14 protein-coding genes are annotated in these 15728 nt (G+C 72.6%); 8 read left to right on the top strand and 6 right to left on the bottom strand.

The genetic code is table 11. The features are described 5' to 3' along the window. Positions 1–14: 14 nt before the first annotated feature. From JHW38_RS04225 to JHW38_RS04210, 4 genes are read left to right on the top strand one after another with little or no spacing between them, the layout of a single operon-like run. Positions 15–923: a DUF58 domain-containing protein gene (locus tag JHW38_RS04225; RefSeq protein WP_207524779.1), complete on the top strand. Its 909-nt coding sequence runs from the start codon at positions 15–17 to the stop codon at positions 921–923. Next, the gene (locus JHW38_RS04220) at positions 920–2080 is read left to right on the top strand and encodes a BatA domain-containing protein (RefSeq protein WP_207524778.1); all 1161 of its coding nucleotides are present in this window, start codon (positions 920–922) and stop codon (positions 2078–2080) included. The genes JHW38_RS04225 and JHW38_RS04220 overlap by 4 nt, the downstream gene beginning before the upstream one ends. Then, positions 2077–4260: a hypothetical protein gene (locus JHW38_RS04215; RefSeq protein ID WP_207524777.1), complete on the top strand. Its 2184-nt coding sequence runs from the start codon at positions 2077–2079 to the stop codon at positions 4258–4260. The genes JHW38_RS04220 and JHW38_RS04215 overlap by 4 nt, the downstream gene beginning before the upstream one ends. Next, entirely contained in the window at positions 4257–6107 is a 1851-nt protein-coding gene (locus JHW38_RS04210) for a carboxypeptidase regulatory-like domain-containing protein (protein ID WP_207524776.1), read from the top strand. The genes JHW38_RS04215 and JHW38_RS04210 overlap by 4 nt, the downstream gene beginning before the upstream one ends. Before the next feature lie 16 nt (positions 6108–6123). Here the strand turns inward: JHW38_RS04210 and JHW38_RS04205 are convergent, their stop codons facing one another. From JHW38_RS04205 to asnS, 5 genes are all read right to left on the bottom strand, one after another. Then, a complete protein-coding gene (locus JHW38_RS04205; RefSeq protein ID WP_207524775.1) occupies positions 6124–6909 on the bottom strand; it encodes an SDR family NAD(P)-dependent oxidoreductase in 786 nt (261 codons plus the stop codon). A gap of 43 nt (positions 6910–6952) precedes the next feature. Further along, positions 6953–7588 carry an FMN-binding negative transcriptional regulator gene (locus JHW38_RS04200; RefSeq protein ID WP_207524774.1) on the bottom strand — a complete coding sequence of 212 codons (636 nt, stop codon included), beginning with the start codon at positions 7586–7588 and terminating at the stop codon, positions 6953–6955. Between the two features lie 10 nt (positions 7589–7598). Beyond that, entirely contained in the window at positions 7599–7910 is a 312-nt protein-coding gene (locus tag JHW38_RS04195; RefSeq protein WP_207524773.1) for a hypothetical protein, read from the bottom strand. Next, positions 7910–8215 (bottom strand): hypothetical protein, encoded by a 306-nt coding sequence (locus JHW38_RS04190; RefSeq protein WP_207524772.1) that lies wholly within the window; start codon positions 8213–8215, stop codon positions 7910–7912. The genes JHW38_RS04195 and JHW38_RS04190 overlap by 1 nt, the downstream gene beginning before the upstream one ends. 175 nt (positions 8216–8390) lie before the next feature. Further along, positions 8391–9791: an asparagine--tRNA ligase gene (gene asnS, locus JHW38_RS04185; RefSeq protein WP_207524771.1), complete on the bottom strand. Its 1401-nt coding sequence runs from the start codon at positions 9789–9791 to the stop codon at positions 8391–8393. Positions 9792–9839: 48 nt separating this feature from the next. Here asnS and JHW38_RS04180 point away from each other — a divergent pair, with 48 nt between their 5' ends. The 3 genes from JHW38_RS04180 (at position 9840) to JHW38_RS04170 (ending at position 11819) form a co-directional block, all read left to right on the top strand. After that, positions 9840–10217 (top strand): hypothetical protein, encoded by a 378-nt coding sequence (locus tag JHW38_RS04180; RefSeq protein WP_207524770.1) that lies wholly within the window; start codon positions 9840–9842, stop codon positions 10215–10217. Between the two features lie 7 nt (positions 10218–10224). Further along, complete coding sequence (locus tag JHW38_RS04175) at positions 10225–11274, top strand: DUF2891 domain-containing protein (RefSeq protein ID WP_207524769.1); 1050 nt, start codon at positions 10225–10227, stop codon at positions 11272–11274. 206 nt (positions 11275–11480) lie between these two features. Next, positions 11481–11819 carry a HesB/IscA family protein gene (locus JHW38_RS04170; RefSeq protein WP_207524768.1) on the top strand — a complete coding sequence of 113 codons (339 nt, stop codon included), beginning with the start codon at positions 11481–11483 and terminating at the stop codon, positions 11817–11819. 118 nt (positions 11820–11937) lie between these two features. On the opposite strand, the gene JHW38_RS04165 is transcribed toward JHW38_RS04170, so the two are convergent. After that, on the bottom strand, positions 11938–13641 hold the full coding sequence (locus JHW38_RS04165) for a glycosyltransferase family 39 protein (protein ID WP_207524767.1): 1704 nt from the start codon (positions 13639–13641) through the stop codon (positions 11938–11940). Between the two features lie 165 nt (positions 13642–13806). Here JHW38_RS04165 and JHW38_RS04160 point away from each other — a divergent pair, with 165 nt between their 5' ends. Further along, on the top strand, positions 13807–15600 hold the full coding sequence (locus JHW38_RS04160; RefSeq protein ID WP_207524766.1) for a DUF885 domain-containing protein: 1794 nt from the start codon (positions 13807–13809) through the stop codon (positions 15598–15600). Positions 15601–15728 lie beyond the last annotated feature (128 nt).

Below are 15728 nucleotides of genomic sequence, written 5' to 3'. Positions count from 1 at the left end.
GGCGAGGGCGGCGCATGCGCGACCTGAGGCTCGCCGACTTGATTCCGGCCGACGTGCGCGCGCGCCTGCGCAGCCTCAACCTCGTGTCGCGCCGCGCGGTCGGCGCGCACGGCATCGGCGCGCACCGCAGCCGCAGCCGCGGCGCCGGGCTGGAGTTCGCCCAGTACCGCGCCTACGAGCCCGGCGACGAACTGCGCCAGATCGACTGGAAGCTGTACGCGCGCTCGGACCGTTTCTTCATCCGCGAAGCCGAGCGCGAAAGCCCGCTGGCGGCGTGGCTGCTGCTCGATGCCAGCGCTTCGATGGACCAGCGCGACGGCGCCCGCCCCGACTATTCGCGCCTGGACGCGGCCAAGGCCATCGCCGCGTGCGTGGCCGAGCTGGCGCTGCGCCAGAACGACCGCTTCGGCGCGATCGTGCTGCGCGAGGACGGCCTGCGCCTGATCGCGCCGGCCACCGGCGTGCGCCAGCGCGACGGGCTGCTGCTGGAGCTGCACGGCTTGCAGGCGCGCGGCGCGTGGCCGGACGCGGCGCTGCTGCGGCCGCTGTGGGAACGCATCGGCGCCGGCGACCTGGTGCTGATGCTCGGCGACGGTTTCGACGAAGCCGCGTTGGCGGTCGCGGAGCGCCTCGCCGCGGCCAGGCGCGAAGTGTTGAGCGTGCGCATCCTGACCGCCGAGGAGCGCGATTTCCCATTCCGTGGCGGTCACCGGTTCCGCGATCCGGAAACCGGCGAGGAACTGCTCGGCGACGGCGATGCGTTGCGGCGCGAGTTCCTCGACCGCTTCGCCGCCGCGCGCCGCGCGGTCGACGCGCGCCTGGACGCGGCCGGCATCCGCCACGCCGAACACGTGCTCGACGAGCCGGTCGACCTGCCGCTGCGGCGTCTGTTCGGCGGCCGCGACGCCGCGGGGGACGCATGAGCGCGGCGCTGTTGCTGCCGATGGCGCTGGCCGCGCTGGCGGCGCTGGCGCTGCCGCTGCTGATCCATCTGGCCCGGCGCAGCGAACAGCGCCCGACCGTGTTCGCCGCGCTGCGCTGGCTGCGCGAGAAACCGCGCCCGCGCAGCCGGCTGCGTTTCGACGAGTGGCTGTTGTTGCTGTTGCGGCTGTTGCTGTTGGCGTTGCTGGCGCTGTGGCTGGCGCAACCGGTGTTGTTCGGCGCGCAGTCGCAGACCGCGTGGCTGGCGGTGGCGCCGGGCTTGCAGCCGGCGCGCGCGGCGGCGGGTCTGGAAAACGCGAAACTGGAACGGCGCTGGTTGGCGCCGGGCTTTCCTAGGCTGGATACGCCGGCGCCGGTTGCGCCCGCCGATCTGGCCAGCGTAGTGCGCGAGCTGGATGCGACCTTGCCGCCGGGCGTCGGCTTGACCGTGGCGGTGCCGGCGCGCTTGGACGGCGCCGACGGCGCGCGTTTGCGGTTGTCGCGGCCGGTGCAGTGGCGCGTCGTCGACGACGGCGACGCGGCCGATGCGCCACCCGCGCGCGAGCCTGCGCTGGCGCCGCCGCCGATCCGCTACGCGCCGCAGCGCGCGCAGGCGGCGGCGTATCTGCGCGCCGCGGTGGCGGCGTGGGACGAACGCGGCGCTGCGGTGGACGCGGCGCCGCTGGAGCAGGCCTTCGATCCGCAAGCGCGCGCATTGATCTGGTTGGCGCCGGGGCCGGTGCCGCAAGCCGTGCGCGACTGGGTCGCGCAGGGCGGCCGGGTGTTGCTCGATGCGCAGGCGGTTTGGCCCGAAGCGAAGTTCGACGCGCCGTTGTGGCGCGACGCGCAAGGCGCGGTGCGCGTCGTCGGCGCGCGGGTGGGGCGCGGGCAGGCGCTGCGCTTCGCCGGCGCCATGGAGCCGCGCGCGTGGCCGGCGTTGACGCAGCCGGGGTTCGCCGCCGGGTTGCGCGACTTGTTCGCAGCGCAAGCGCCGTCGCCTTCGCGAGTAGCGGCGCGCGATTATGCGCCGGCCGGCGGCGGCCCCGCGTTCGCCGCGCCGCCGCTGGATCTGCGGCCGTGGCTGGCCTTGCTGGCCGCGGTCTTGTTCTTGCTCGAACGCTGGCTGGCGACGCGGTCCAAACGCGGAGCGGCGCCATGACCGCGATCCAACGCACCCAGCGCTGGCAAGCGCAGGCGCGCCGCGGCCGCGCGCTCCATCTGGCGCTGGCCTGGGGCGTCTGGCTGCTGCCGCTGTTCGCGCTGAGCGCGCGCTGGCTCGGCATCGGCGCAGCCTGCCTGATCGCGGCCTGCGGCCTGGCCGCGGTCGCGTGGCGGGTCTGGCGCGGCGTCGCGCGGCTGGATCGCGAATGGCTGGTGCGCCGGCTCAACGCGCTGCGGCCCGACATGGACGACAGCGCCGATCTGTTGTTCGCCGGTCCCGGCCCGCTGCGCGGCTTGCAACGTTTGCAACGCCAGCGTTTGGAACGACGGATCGAAGCCGGGTCGGATACCGGTCTGCTCGAACCGCAGCCGTGGCGTCCCAAGCTGATTGGCGCGGCGCTTGCTCTGGCGCTGACCGCAGTGGCCGCGCTGTGGCCGCAGGCGACGCGCATGCCGACCGAACCCGCGCTCTCGCCCGCGCCGCCGATCGCCGCCGCGCCAGGCCAGCCGCGCCTGACCGCGCAAGCGCTGCGGATCCAGCCGCCGGCCTACACCGGCTTGCCCGCGCGCGACGAACCCAGCCTGGAAGGCCGCGTACCCGAAGCGGCGACGCTGCGCTGGCGCTTGCGGTTCGACCCGCAGCCGGCGCAGGCCGAGCTGGTCTTCCACGACGGCGAACGCCTGCCGCTACGGCGCGAAGGCGAGGAGTGGAACGCGCAACGCGTGTTGAACAAGTCGAGCCTGTACCGGATCGTAGCGGCCGGCGCGCCGCAGGCGCAGACGCGGCGGCTGTATCGCCTCGACGTCGTCCCCGACCGCGCGCCGCAGGTGCGCGTGCTGCAACCCGAGCGCGGCCTGACCCTGCTCGCGCGCGGCCAGAAGACCTGGCCGCTGGCGTTCGAAGCCAGCGACGACTACGGCGTCGCCGCCAACGCGCGGCTGCGGATCGTGCTGGCGCAGGGCAGCGGCGAACAGATCACCTTCCGCGAACGCAGCGTCGAGCTGCGCGGCAGCGGCAGCGCCACCGCCAAGCGCTTCGTCCACGCGCTGGACCTGGCTGCGCTCGGCTTCGCCGTCGGCGACGACCTGATCGTGCAGCTGACCATCGCCGACAACCGCGCGCCGCAGCCGCAGAGCGCGGCCAGCCCGAACCTGATCCTGCGCTGGCCGGCCGATGCCGGCAGCGAGGCGACCGGCATCGAAGGCATGGTCAAGACCGTGTTGCCGGCGTACTTCCGCAGCCAGCGCCAGATCATCATCGACGCCGAGGCGCTGATCGCGCAGCGGCGCAAGCTCGACGGCGACGCGTTCGTGAAGAAGTCCGACGCGATCGGCGTCGACCAGCGCCTGCTGCGGCTGCGCTACGGCCAGTTCCTCGGCGAGGAGGCCGAGGGCGAGCCGAAGCTGCCGACCAGCGACAGCGAGGACGATCGTCCGCACGAAGGCGAGGCGCACAAGAACGAGGCGCACGAGGGCGAAACCGCTGCGGCGCCCGCCGACGCGCACGATCACGATCACGGCGCGCCAGCGGCGGCCAAGCCGGCCTTCGGCGAATCCGGCTCGGTGCTGCAGGAGTTCGGCCACACCCACGACCACGCCGAGGCCGCGACCTTGCTCGATCCGAAGACCCGCGCCCTGCTGAAATCGGCGCTGGACCAGATGTGGCAATCCGAACTGCATCTGCGCCAGGGCCAGCCGCAGCAGGCGCTGCCGTTCGCGTACAAGGCGCTGGGCTTCATCAAGCAGGTGCAGCAGGCCAGCCGGATCTATCTGGCCCGGGTCGGGCCGGAACTGCCGCCGATCGACGAAAGCCGGCGCCTGGGCGGCGACCGCAAAGGGATCGCGCGGCGCGAGGATGCGTTGGCGCCGGCGAGCGCGGCCGACCCGCTGCCGGCGCGGTTGTGGCGCGAACTGGAAGCGCCGCCGTCGCAGCCGGTGGATTACGCCGCGCTGGAACGCTGGCTCGGCGCGAATTCGCAGCGCGTGCCCGATCCGCTGGCGTTCGCCGCGGCGCTGGCGGCGTTGCGCGACCGGCCCGATTGCGGCGACTGCCGGGCGCGCCTGCGCGGCCTGCTGTGGCCGCTGCTGGCGCCGCCGGCGGCTGCGGTGCGCGCGCGCGACGCCGGCGATGCGCGCGACCGCCGCTACTTCGACGGCTTGCCGCGGGAGGCGCGATGAACTTCGAGATCGCGGTCGCCGCGGCGCTCGCCGTCGCTGCGTTGCTGGCGATAGCGCGGACGTTGTGGCGTCAGCATCGCGCCGAGGCGGGTTCGCGTTCGCGCTCCTGGCGCGTGGCCGGGTTGCTGCTGGCGCAGCCGGTGTTGGCCGCGTTGTTGTACTTCGCGTTGTTCCCGCCGCGCTTGCCGGGACGCGCGGGCACGCTGGTGGTCGCGACCGCCGCGAGCGCCGATTCCGCCTGGCGCCAGGCCGCGGGCGAGGTGCGCGTGCGCCTGCCCGAAGCGCCGGCCGGCCTCGACGGCGAACGCGTGCCCGATCTCGCCACCGCCTTGCGGCGTTATCCGCAGCTCCAGCGCATCAGCGTCGTCGGCGCGGGCCTGAGCGCGCGCGATCGCGACGCGGTGCGCGGCCGCGCGCTCGAGTTCGCGCCGGCGCCATTGCCGCGCGGCATCGTCGGCGCGTGGACGCCGGCGCGCATCGGCGCCGGCGAAAGCTTCTTCGTGCACGGCCGCGCCGAGGGCGCGGGCGGCGGCGCGGTGGAACTGCTCGACCCGGCCGGGCAGCGGGTCGACCGCGCCGCGCTCGCGGCCGACGGATCGTTCGCCTTGCAGGCGGTCGCGCGGGTCGCCGGCCGTGCCGGTTTCGCCCTGCGCGCGGTCGATGCGCAGCAGCGCGAACTGGAACGGCTCGAATTGCCGCTGTCGGTCGAAGCCGAAACGCCGGCGCGGGTGCTGTTGCTGGCCGGCGCGCCCGGGCCCGAGTTCAAGTACCTGCGCCGCTGGGCCAGCGACGCCGGGCTCAAGCTGCACACCCAGATCGCCGCCGGCGCCGGCCTGCAACTCGGCGACGCGCCGCTGCGCATCGACGCGCCGACCCTGGCCGGCTTCGACGCGGTCGTGCTCGACGAACGCGCCTGGGACGCGCTGGCGCCGGCGCAACGCGGCGCGCTGGTCGCGGCGCTGCGCGCCGGCCTGGGCGTGGTGCTGCGCGCGACCGGACCGCTGTCGGCGGGGCTGCGCGCGCAGCTGCGCGAACTCGGCCTGGAACCGGGCGCGGGCGCCGACACCGCCAGCGTACGCCTGCCGCCCGAACGCGCCGACGAAGCGGCGTTGCGCGCGCGCCTGGGCCCGGGCAGCGCCGACGCGCCGCGTTCGCGCGAACAAGCGCCGCCGGCGTTGCCGGGTTTGATCCGGCGCAGCTTGGCCTTGGACGGACCGTCCTTGCAGGCGTTGGGCGCGGATGCCGACGGCAAGGCGTTCGCGGCCTGGCGCGCGGCCGGGCAGGGGCGGATCGCGCTGTGGGGATTGAGCGACAGCTTCCGGCTGGTGCTGGCCGGCCGCGACGATGCGCATGCGCGGTTGTGGAGCCAGGCCTTGTCGGCGGTGGCGCGGCCGCGCAGCGTCGCGCGCTTGCGCATCGACGGCGACGCGCGCGCCGGCGAGCGGGTGAGCGTGTGCGGCGCGACCGCGCCGACCTGGGTGTCGGCGCCGGACGGTACGCGCAGCGCGCTGCGGGTCGATCCCGCTGCGGGCCCGCAGGCCTGCGCCGGCTACTGGCCGGTCGCCGCCGGCTGGCATGTGCTGGAACGCGGCGAACAGCGCCAGGACTTCTACGTGCGCGGCGCGGACGAAGCGTCGGGCTTGCGCGCGAGCGAGCTGCGCGACGCGACCGCCGCGTTGGCGCTGCGCTCGGCCGAAGCGTTGCAACCGCGCGCGGCCGGCCTCAGCGGCGAACGCGGTTCGCCGTGGCCTTGGTTCGCGGCGTGGCTGGCCTTGTGCGCGGCGCTGTGGTGGTTCGAACGCTCGCGCCTGGGCCGTGGCGGCGTGGCCGCGGGGTCGAATTCGTAGCCTGCGGGTGCCGCAATCAGATCGACTGCATGCGCCCGCCATCCACCGCCAGACTCACGCCGTTGACGTAACCCGCCGCCGGCGAACACAGAAACGCGATGCACGCGGCGATTTCCGCCGGCTCGGCGAAACGCGCGGCCGGCACGGTCTTGCGCATCGCTTCGATCACCGCTTCGGACGATTGTCCGCTGGTGCGCGCGCGGTCGGCGACGATCTGCTCGATCCGCGCGGTGCGGGTATAGCCCGGCAGCACGTTGTTGACGGTGATGCCGTCCGCGCCGAGTTCGCGCGACAAGGTCTTGGCCCAGCTCGCGACCGCGCCGCGGATGGTGTTGGACACGCCGAGGCCGACGATGGGCTCCTTGACCGAGGTCGAGATCACGTTGACGACGCGCCCCCACTGCGCCGCGCGCATGCCCGGCAGCACGGCGCGCACCAGGGTGTGGTTGGCCAGCAGGTGGCGGTTGAACGCATCCAGGAAAGCCGCATCCTCGGCCGCATGCGCCGGGCCGCCCGGCGGGCCGCCGGTGTTGTTGACCAGGATCTGCACCGGCTTGCCCGCGGCCAGGGCCTGCACCTGCGCCGACAGCGCGGCGTGTTCGGACACGTCGGCGGCGATCCAGCCGTGCGCCTGCGCGCCCTGGCGCGGCAGCTCGGCGACGACGGCGGCCAGCGCCTCGGGCCGGCGCGCCAGCACCGTGACGTCGCAGCCCAGCAGCGCCAGCTCGCGCGCGGCGGCGCGGCCGATGCCTTCGGACGCGCCGCACACCAGCGCGTGCTTGCCGCTCAGATCCAGATCCATGCCGTGCTCCTGTGGTTGCGGCGGCCCGCGGCGCGGGCCGCGGTCAGTCTTGCGCGCCGTCCGCGCCCATGCGCTCGCGCATCAGGGCGGCGATCGCGCGGCTGTCCTCGCGCTCCTGCGCCTGCAGGTGCGCGGCCACGCTCTCGCGGTTGCCGAGCGGGTGGTTCTGGCTGAGCTTGAACTTCAGTTCGATCCGTTCGACTTGGAAACGGAAGCCGACGATGCCGCGCAACTGCCGGCGCAGGTCGTCGCGTTCGCTTTCGAAACGCCAGTCGCCGCCGACCCGCGCTTCGTGCCGCACGCTGAGGTCGTCGACCAGCGCCGCCAGCGCGGCTTCGTCGTCGAACGTCCGCAACTCGCCGTGCAGGTGCGCGACCGCGTAGTTCCAGGTCGGCACGCGCGCGGCGGGTTCCTTGTCGAGATACCAGCCCGGCGAGATGTAGGCGTGCGGCCCGTGCAGGATCGCCAGCGCGGGACCGGCGTGTCGCGCCTGCGGATTCGGCCGCGCCCAGTGGCCGCGCAGCTCGATGCGCTCGCCGTCGCGAGCGTACAGCACCGGCAGGTGGCTGACTTCCGGCGCGCCGTCGCGCACGGTGATCAGGCTGGCGAAGCCGTCGTCCGCGGCGAGGCGGTCGAGCGCGGCCAGGTCGGTTTCGTCGAACGCGCGCGGCAGGTACATGGCGCAGGCCTCAGTGGCGCGGCGGCAGTTTCTGCACCATGGCCGCGGCCAGCGCTTCGTCGCTGCCGGCCTGCGGCGGCGCCAGCTCGGCCAGGGCGAAACCGCGCGCGGCCGCGTCGTCCTCGTCGAGGCCGTCGTACTGGACGAACTCGGCGTCCATCAAGGCCGCGCGCGCGGTGTCTTCGCTGTCGTAGGGCAGGGTGTTGCCGTCGCTGTCGAGCACCTGCGCGGTGCCGCCTTCGAGCACGCGCAGGCGCGCCCAGATCGCGGTGCGGCCGAGCGTGGCCAGCCACCATTGTTCGTTTTCGTAGGATTCGCTCATCAGGGCACCAGCAGGGAAAGCAGCCACAACAGCCCGGCGCAGGCCAGTGCGGCGAACGTGATCAGCAGCGAGATCCGCGCCGGGGTCGCCAGCCCGTCGAGGTTGCGGTCGCTGGCGACGCGGTAGCGCTGGCGCAGCAGCCAGCTCCACGCCGCCGGCGCCACGAACGCGGCTTCGCCGAGTTCGCCGCGCAGGGCCGGATGGCGGTCGCGCAGGTGCACCAGCGCCAGCGGCCAGAAGATCGCGAACGCGCATAAGGAGGAGACCGCGATGCCGACGAAGGTCAGGGCCAGGAACAGGATCATCCGCTGCCTCTTGAAGGGAGCGCGGCGAGTCGCGCATTCGCCGTCCGCCGCGCTCGTTTGCGATCGTCATCCCCGCGAAAGCGGGGATCCAGAGACTTCAGCGCGTCGTCGCGATGAAGCCCTGGGTTCCCGCTTGCGCGGGAACGACGGTGGGAGTGTCCGCAGACACCCGCGATCAGAACTCCGCGCTGCCCGGCGCGCGCGGATAGGCGATCGCGTCGCGGATGTTCGACAGCCCGCACACGTACACCACCAGGCGCTCGAAGCCGAGGCCGAAACCCGCGTGCGGCACCGTGCCGTAGCGGCGGAAATCGCGGTACCAGCCGTAGTGCGCCGGGTCCAGGCCGAACTGGGCCATGCGCGCGTCGAGCACGTCCAGGCGTTCCTCGCGCTGGCTGCCGCCGATGATCTCGCCGATGCCCGGGGCCAGCACGTCCATCGCCGCGACGGTCTTGCCGTCGTCGTTGAGGCGCATGTAGAAGGCCTTGAAGTGCTCGGGGTAGTTGGTCACCACCACCGGGCGGCCGACGTGTTCCTCGGTCAGCCAGCGCTCGTGCTCGGTCTGCAGGTCCAGGCCCCATTCGACCGGGAACTCGAACTTCTTGCCCGACTTCTGCAGCAGCGAGATCGCATCGGTGTAGTCGATGCGCTCGAACGGCGCGTTGACGAACGCCTCCAGGCGCTTGACCGCGGCCGGCTCGACCCGTTCGGCGATGAACGCCAGGTCGTCGGCGCGCTCGGCGAGCACGGCGCGGAACAGGTACTTGAGGAAATCCTCGGCCAGCTGCGCGTTGGCGGCGAGGTCGTTGAACGCGACCTCCGGCTCGATCATCCAGAACTCGGCCAGATGGCGGGTGGTGTTGCTGTTCTCGGCGCGGAAGGTCGGGCCGAAGGTGTAGACCTTGCTCATCGCCAGCGCGTAGGCCTCGGCGTTGAGCTGGCCCGACACGGTCAGGAAGGTTTCCTTGCCGAAGAAATCGCGCGAGAAATCCACCGCGCCGCTCTTGTCGCGCGGCAGGTTGGCCATGTCCAGGGTCGACACCCGGAACATCTGCCCGGCGCCTTCGGCGTCGGAGGTGGTGATGATCGGGGTGCTGATCCAGAAATAGCCGTTCTCGTGGAAGAACCGGTGCACCGCCTGGGCCAGCGAGTTGCGGATGCGCGCGACCGCGCCGAACAGGTTGGTGCGCGGGCGCAGGTGGGCGAACTCGCGCAGGTATTCCAGCGAGTGCTGCTTGGGCTGCATCGGGTAGGTCAGCGGGTCTTCGACCCAGCCGACCACCTCGACCTTGGACGCCTGGATCTCGTAGCTCTGGCCCTGGCCCTGCGACGCCACCAGGGTGCCGGTGGCGATCACCGAGCAGCCGGTGCTGAGGTGCTTGATCTCGCTGTCGTAGTTGGCCAGCGCGTTCGGCGCGACCACCTGGATCGGCGCGAAGCAGGAGCCGTCGCTGACATTGACGAAGCTCAGCCCGGCCTTGGAGTCGCGCCGGGTACGCACCCAGCCGCGGACCGTGACTTCGCCGCCCGCCGGGATCTTGCCTGCGAGTGCCTGTTCGACGCTTACCACCGTCATGTCGTGCCGCCTTACGCGTTGCAATGTGAGGGACGGCGATGATAACGGATGATTCCGGCGCAGCGCGCCGCGGCCGCCGCCCGTAGACTGCGGCAACGATCACGGCCAACGGGGGCGCGGCATGAGCGAGGGCAGGGCGAACACGGGCCGCGGCGTGCGGCATCGGCGCTGGGGCGCGGCCTTGGCGCTGGTTTTGGCGGCGGCGCAGGCGCCCGCCGCGCAGTCGCCGGCGCCGCCCGGGACGGGAGCCGCGGCGGCGGTCGGATCTTCGCCGACTGGCTCCTCGTCGGACGCAGCTTCAGCGGCCGAGTCTTCCGCGACCAAACTTTCTACGACCGGATCTTCGCTGACCGGATCTTCGCCGGCCGAACCCGCGCCGGCGGCCTCGCCGCCGGCCGCAGCGACGCCGACGCCCGCGACGCCTGAACCGGTCGTGCTCGACGCCGCCCGCGCCGCCCACTTCGCCGAACTCGCGCTGGCCTGCATCGACCGCGAATACCCCAACAAGATCGCCCACCGCCTCGACAGCGCCGCCGACGCGGCCGCGCCGTCGCAGCTGTATCCGGCCTTCTACGGCTGCTTCGACTGGCACTCGGCCGTGCACGGGCATTGGCTGCTGGCGCGGCTGGCCCAGCGCTTTCCGGCCGAACCCTTCGCCCAGCGCGCGCGCCAGGCGCTGGCGCGGCACCTGACCCAGGCCAATCTCGCCGGCGAACTGGCCTACCTGCGCCGCACCGGCGACGACGGCTTCGAGCGGCCCTACGGCCTGGCCTGGCTGCTGCAACTGGGCGCGCAGCTGCGCGGCTGGGACGATCCGCAGGCGCGGCAGTGGGCGCAGGCGCTGGAGCCGCTGGAACGCGAGGCGGCGGCGCGGCTGGGCCGCTGGCTGCCGAAGCTGACCCGGCCGATCCGGGTCGGCGAACACAGCCAGACCGCGTTCGCGTTCGGGCTGGCGCTGGACTGGACCCAGGCCAGCGGCGACACCGCGCTGCGCGAGGCGCTGCTGGCGCGGACCCGCGACTACTACCTCGGCGACCGCGACTGCCCGCTGGCGTACGAGCCGTCGGGCCAGGATTTCCTGTCGCCGTGCCTGGCCGAGGCCGATCTGATGCGGCGGGCGCTGGCGCCGGCCGAGTTCGCGCGCTGGCTGCGCGCGTTCCTGCCGCAGATCCCGCGCCGCGCCCGCGCCGACTGGCTGGCGCCGGGCGTGGTGCTGGACCCGGCCGACGGCAAGCTGGCCCATCTCGACGGGCTCAACCTCAGCCGCGCCTGGATGCTGGAAGGCATCGCCGCCGGCCTGCCGCCGCGCGACCGCCGCATCGGCGCGCTGCGCGCCGCGGCGGCGCTGCATCGCCAGCTCGGCCTCGGCGCGGTCTCCGACGCGCATTACGCCGGTTCGCACTGGCTCGGCAGTTTCGCCACCTACCTGCTGGCGCCGCCGGGGCCGGCGGGCGAGGGCGGCAGCGCGGCGGCGGGGCGCTGAGGCCCGGCCTGTCGAGGCCTTGCGCAACCCCGTCCCGGCGGCCGCAACGCGCGGCCGACGCGGCGCAACCCCTTGAATGCGCGCCCCCAGCCGCCATATCCGGTAGCGCAGAGGCGCCGCCGCGGGCTGTTACCATGCCGGCGACGGCGTTCCTCCCGAGCCCGCCGCAACGCCGTTCGCGCTACTCCCCACGCTTTGAGACCGCCATGTCCGTGACCCTCGCCCCCGCCGCCCTTGCCCGCGTTCAGCACTTCCTGACCGAGACCCCGAGCGCGCTGGGCCTGCGTTTCGGCGTGACCCGCACCGGCTGCTCGGGCTGGCAGCACGTGGCCGACCTGGCCCGCGACCAGCGCGAGGGCGACACCGTGTTCGAACAGGACGGCGTGCGCATCTTCGTCGATCCGATCAGCCTGCCGCTGGTCGACGGCACCCGCATCGACTTCCTCAAGCAGGGCCTGGGCGAGCTGTTCGTGTTCCAGAACCCCAACGCCACCGCCGAGTGCGGCTGCGGCGAGAGCTTCACGACCTCGGCCGACGCGGCTTGAGCGAAGGCGCCGTCGGCGCCTGATTGCGATCGATCTGCGGATGCCGCCGGTTCGGCCGGCGGCGTAGTTTCGTCCTGGGTATCCGGCCTTGCCGCCGTTGCGGCGCGCGCGGCTGCGCTCAGTTCTGCGGGGCGGACAGTCGCGCCGGCAGCGCCGGTTCGGACGGCTGCGGCTTGAGCCAGTAGACAGTGAAGCCCGGATGGACCTGCCTGCGCGCGTAGCGTCCGTCCGGCACGGTCAGGCCGTCGAGCGCGACGACGGTGTCGCGGGTCCAGTCGATCTTCGCCACGGCGTCCTCGCCCGGCGCGACCCATGCGACCGCCAGTTCCAGCGAATCGGCGTAGAAGCGCGCCTTGAACGAGCCGACCAGATCGGCGGCCAACACCTGGCTGCGGGCGACGGCCTGCGGGCCTTGCGCATGCAGCCACTGGCCGGCCTCGATGTAAGGCGAGATCGTGCGCGCATGGCGGATCGAGGCGGCGATCGCGCCAGCGCCAAGGACCACGACCAGCACATAGCAACCCAGCGCCGCGAGCCGCGCCCGGCTGACGTCCTTGAACGCGACCCAGCCCAGGCAGGCGGCCGCGCTCAGCACGCCGACCGCAGCGCTGAGCCAGGGCCGGCCCAGCACCCAGGCCAGCTCCGGCGCGTCGGAAGGCTCCGGCGAGAACCAGCGCAGCCCGTACGCGCCCGCGAACAGGCTGATCCCGGCCAAGGCCAGCGCCGATGCCCACAGCGCGCGGCGTTGCCGGGCCGCGCCGGGCGCAGGCCCGCGCCAGGCCAACGCGGTGATCAGCAGCAACGGCAGGCAGAAATTGTAGTAGCGCAGGTGCAGGCGCCCGACCACCTCGTTGCCGGCCATGCTGGCGGTGAAGTACGCGGTGATCGCCACCAGCGCGGCGAAGATCGCCAGCGCGAACAACAAGGCGCTGTGCCTGCGCTCGGCCGCCTCGTCCTGGCGCGGCGCCAGCAGCAGCGGCAGCGCCGGCACCAGCAACGGCGCGAACAGCAGGCTCAGCGCCAGGACGTGCCCGGACGCGGAGAACAGCAGATTGCCGGCCAGCTGCGGCAGCGGTTGCAGGCCGAAGTTGCTGCGTTCCTGGCCGCGGTAGTAAGCGCCGAGCAGGTCGAAGCCGTTGGCTCCGGCGAGCAGGTAGCCCAAGCCGAAACGCATCGCCAGGAACGCGGCGGCGCTGGCGGCGGCGACGATCAGCGCCGGACGGATGCGGCCGCGCCGGCCCGGCCACAGCGCATCGGCGATCACGAACGCGCCGAACCCGACCGCCAGGAACACCGCATGCATCTTGACCAGACACATCGCTCCCAGGATCGCGCCGGCGCTCAGGCCGTAGGCCAGCGGCCGTCCGGCATACGGCCGCAGCACGGCGACGGCGAGCAGCCAGAACAACAGGAAGTACATCGACTCGGCGATGAAGTACGCCGCATAGCTGTTGACCGGCGCCGCCACGCAGACTACGGCCAGCGCCGCCGCCGTCAGCGGCGGCGCGTACGCGCGCAGCACCCGGTAGATCAGCGGCAGCGCGGCGACGAACAGCACGGCGTTGAGGGCGCGCGCGCAATCCAGGAACTCGTCGCCGCATTGGTTGGTGATGCGGAAGATCCACAGGTACAGATACGAAGGCAGCTTCGAATCCGCGACCGGCCCCAGGCGGCTGTAGGCGCTGTAGTGCCATTCGTCGGCGAACAGCGCCGCGTAGAGATTCTGGTCGCGCAGCGCCATCGCCGCCAACAGCGCGAGGCCGCCGGCGCCGAGCAGCCACAGATGCCACGGGGCGGAGGAGAAGCGGGGAGCGGACGCCATGCGCGGGGGAAACTCGGTCGGAGTGGGGCGCCGTGCGATCGGCGCGCGGCGAGCGCGGCATCATAACCAAACCGGCCGCGCCCAACTTCCGTCACGCGGCCGGCCGGCGCGGGACGACTAGACTCGGCGCATTCGTCCGTATCCGCTTCGCGGGGAGTTCCGTCCATGCTGCGTCCCATTCTGCTCGCCGCGGCCATCGCCGCCGGCCTGTCCTGCGTTGCGCCGGCCGCGTTCGCCGCCGCCGCCGTTGCGGCCGCTCCCGCGCGTTCCGCCCAGGCCCAGGCTTTGCATCGTTTGTTCGATCAGGAATGGGAACGCGGCCTGCGCGAGAACCCAGAGGGCGCCAGCTACAACGGCGACAAGCGCTTCAACGACCGCTGGACCGACGTCGGCCTGGCCGCGATCCAGGCGCGCGAGGAAGGCGACCGCCAGGCGCTGGCGAAGCTGCGCGCGATCGACCGCGCGGCGCTGTCGCCGGAGGACCGGCTCAACTACGACACCTTCGCCTGGAACCTGGAGCATGCGGTGCAGCGCCAGCGCTTCCGCGAATACCTGACGCCGTTGAGCCAGCAGGGCGGGGTGCAGAACGCCGACGGCATCGCCGAGGTGCTGCCGTTCGAGACCGTCAAGGATTACCGCGACTGGCTCGCGCGCCTGCGCGCGGTGCCGGCGATGGTGGAACAGAACCAGGCGCTGATGCGCGAAGGCCTCAAGGCCGGGCAGACGCCGCCGCGGGTGCTGATGCAGCGGGTGCCGGCGCAGATCGCCAAGCAAGTCGTCGACGACCCGACCCGCAGCCCGTACTACAAGCCGTTCGCGCGTTTCCCCGACAGCGTTGCGGCGGCCGAGCGGACGCAGCTGCAGGACGAAGCCAAGCGGGTCATCGCCCAGGCCGTGGTCCCGGCCTATCGCGCGTTCGGCGAATTCTTCCAGCGCGACTACCTGCCCAAGACGCGCACCGGCATCGCCGCCAGCGACCTGCCCGACGGCAAGGCCTATTACGACTTCCTCGCCGGCTACTACACCACCACCGACCTGAGCGCCGAACAGATCCACCAGACCGGCCTCAAGGAAGTCGCGCGGATCCGCGCCGAGATGGAGAAGATCCGCGCCGAGGTCGGCTTCAAGGGCACGCTGCCGGAGTTCTTCCATTACCTGCGCAGCGATCCGAAGTTCTTCTACAAGACCCCGGCCGAACTGCTGGAGGCCTATCAGGCCACGGCCAAGCGGATCGATCCGGAACTGGTGAAGATCTCCAAGATCATTCCGCGCCAGCCGTACGGCGTGCGCCCGATCCCGGACAACATCGCCCCGGACACCACCACCGCCTACTACCAGCCCGGCGCCGTCGACGGCAGCCGCGCCGGCTTCTATTACGTCAACCTGTACAAGCCCGAATCGCGGCCGAAGTGGGAAATGATTCCGCTGTCGCTGCACGAGGCGGTGCCCGGCCACCACTTCCAGTTCGCCCGTGGCCTGGAACTGCCGGACGCGCCGCTGTTCCGCCGCACCGGCTATTTCGTCGCCTACGGCGAAGGCTGGGGCCTGTACGCCGAGCGCCTGGGTTACGACATGGGCCTGTACGACGATCCTTACGACCGCATGGGCCAGCTGTCGTACGACATGTGGCGCGCGGTGCGGCTGGTGGTCGACACCGGCATGCACGCCAAGGGCTGGAGCCGCGAGCAGGCGATCAAATTCTTCATGGACAACGCGCCCAAGACCGAACAGGACGTGGTCAACGAGATCGACCGCTACATCGGCACGCCGGGCCAGGCGCTGGCGTACAAGATCGGCCAGCTCAAGATCAGCGAGCTGCGCGAGCGCGCGCGCACGGCCCTGGGCGAGCGCTTCGATCTGCGCGATTTCAACGACCAGGTGCTGGCGACGGGCTCGGTGCCGCTGAGCGTGCTGGAAGCGCGGATCGACGCCTGGATCGCGTCGCAACGGCGCGGCTGAGATGCGCGGCTGAAAAGCGCGGCGGCGCGCGAACGCGCTGCGCCGCCGCAATCATGGTCGGACCTGCGACCGTTCGTCGGAACCAAGGGAAGGCATCGCGCGCATCGCGTATGCGCGCGATGCGTGCG

It is taken from the genome of Lysobacter enzymogenes, from assembly GCF_017355525.1.
In the GTDB taxonomy this organism is placed as follows: Bacteria; Pseudomonadota; Gammaproteobacteria; order Xanthomonadales; family Xanthomonadaceae; genus Lysobacter; species Lysobacter enzymogenes_C.
The sequence above is the reverse complement of the archived record's forward strand: the minus strand, read 5'-3'. Positions and strand labels throughout refer to the sequence as shown.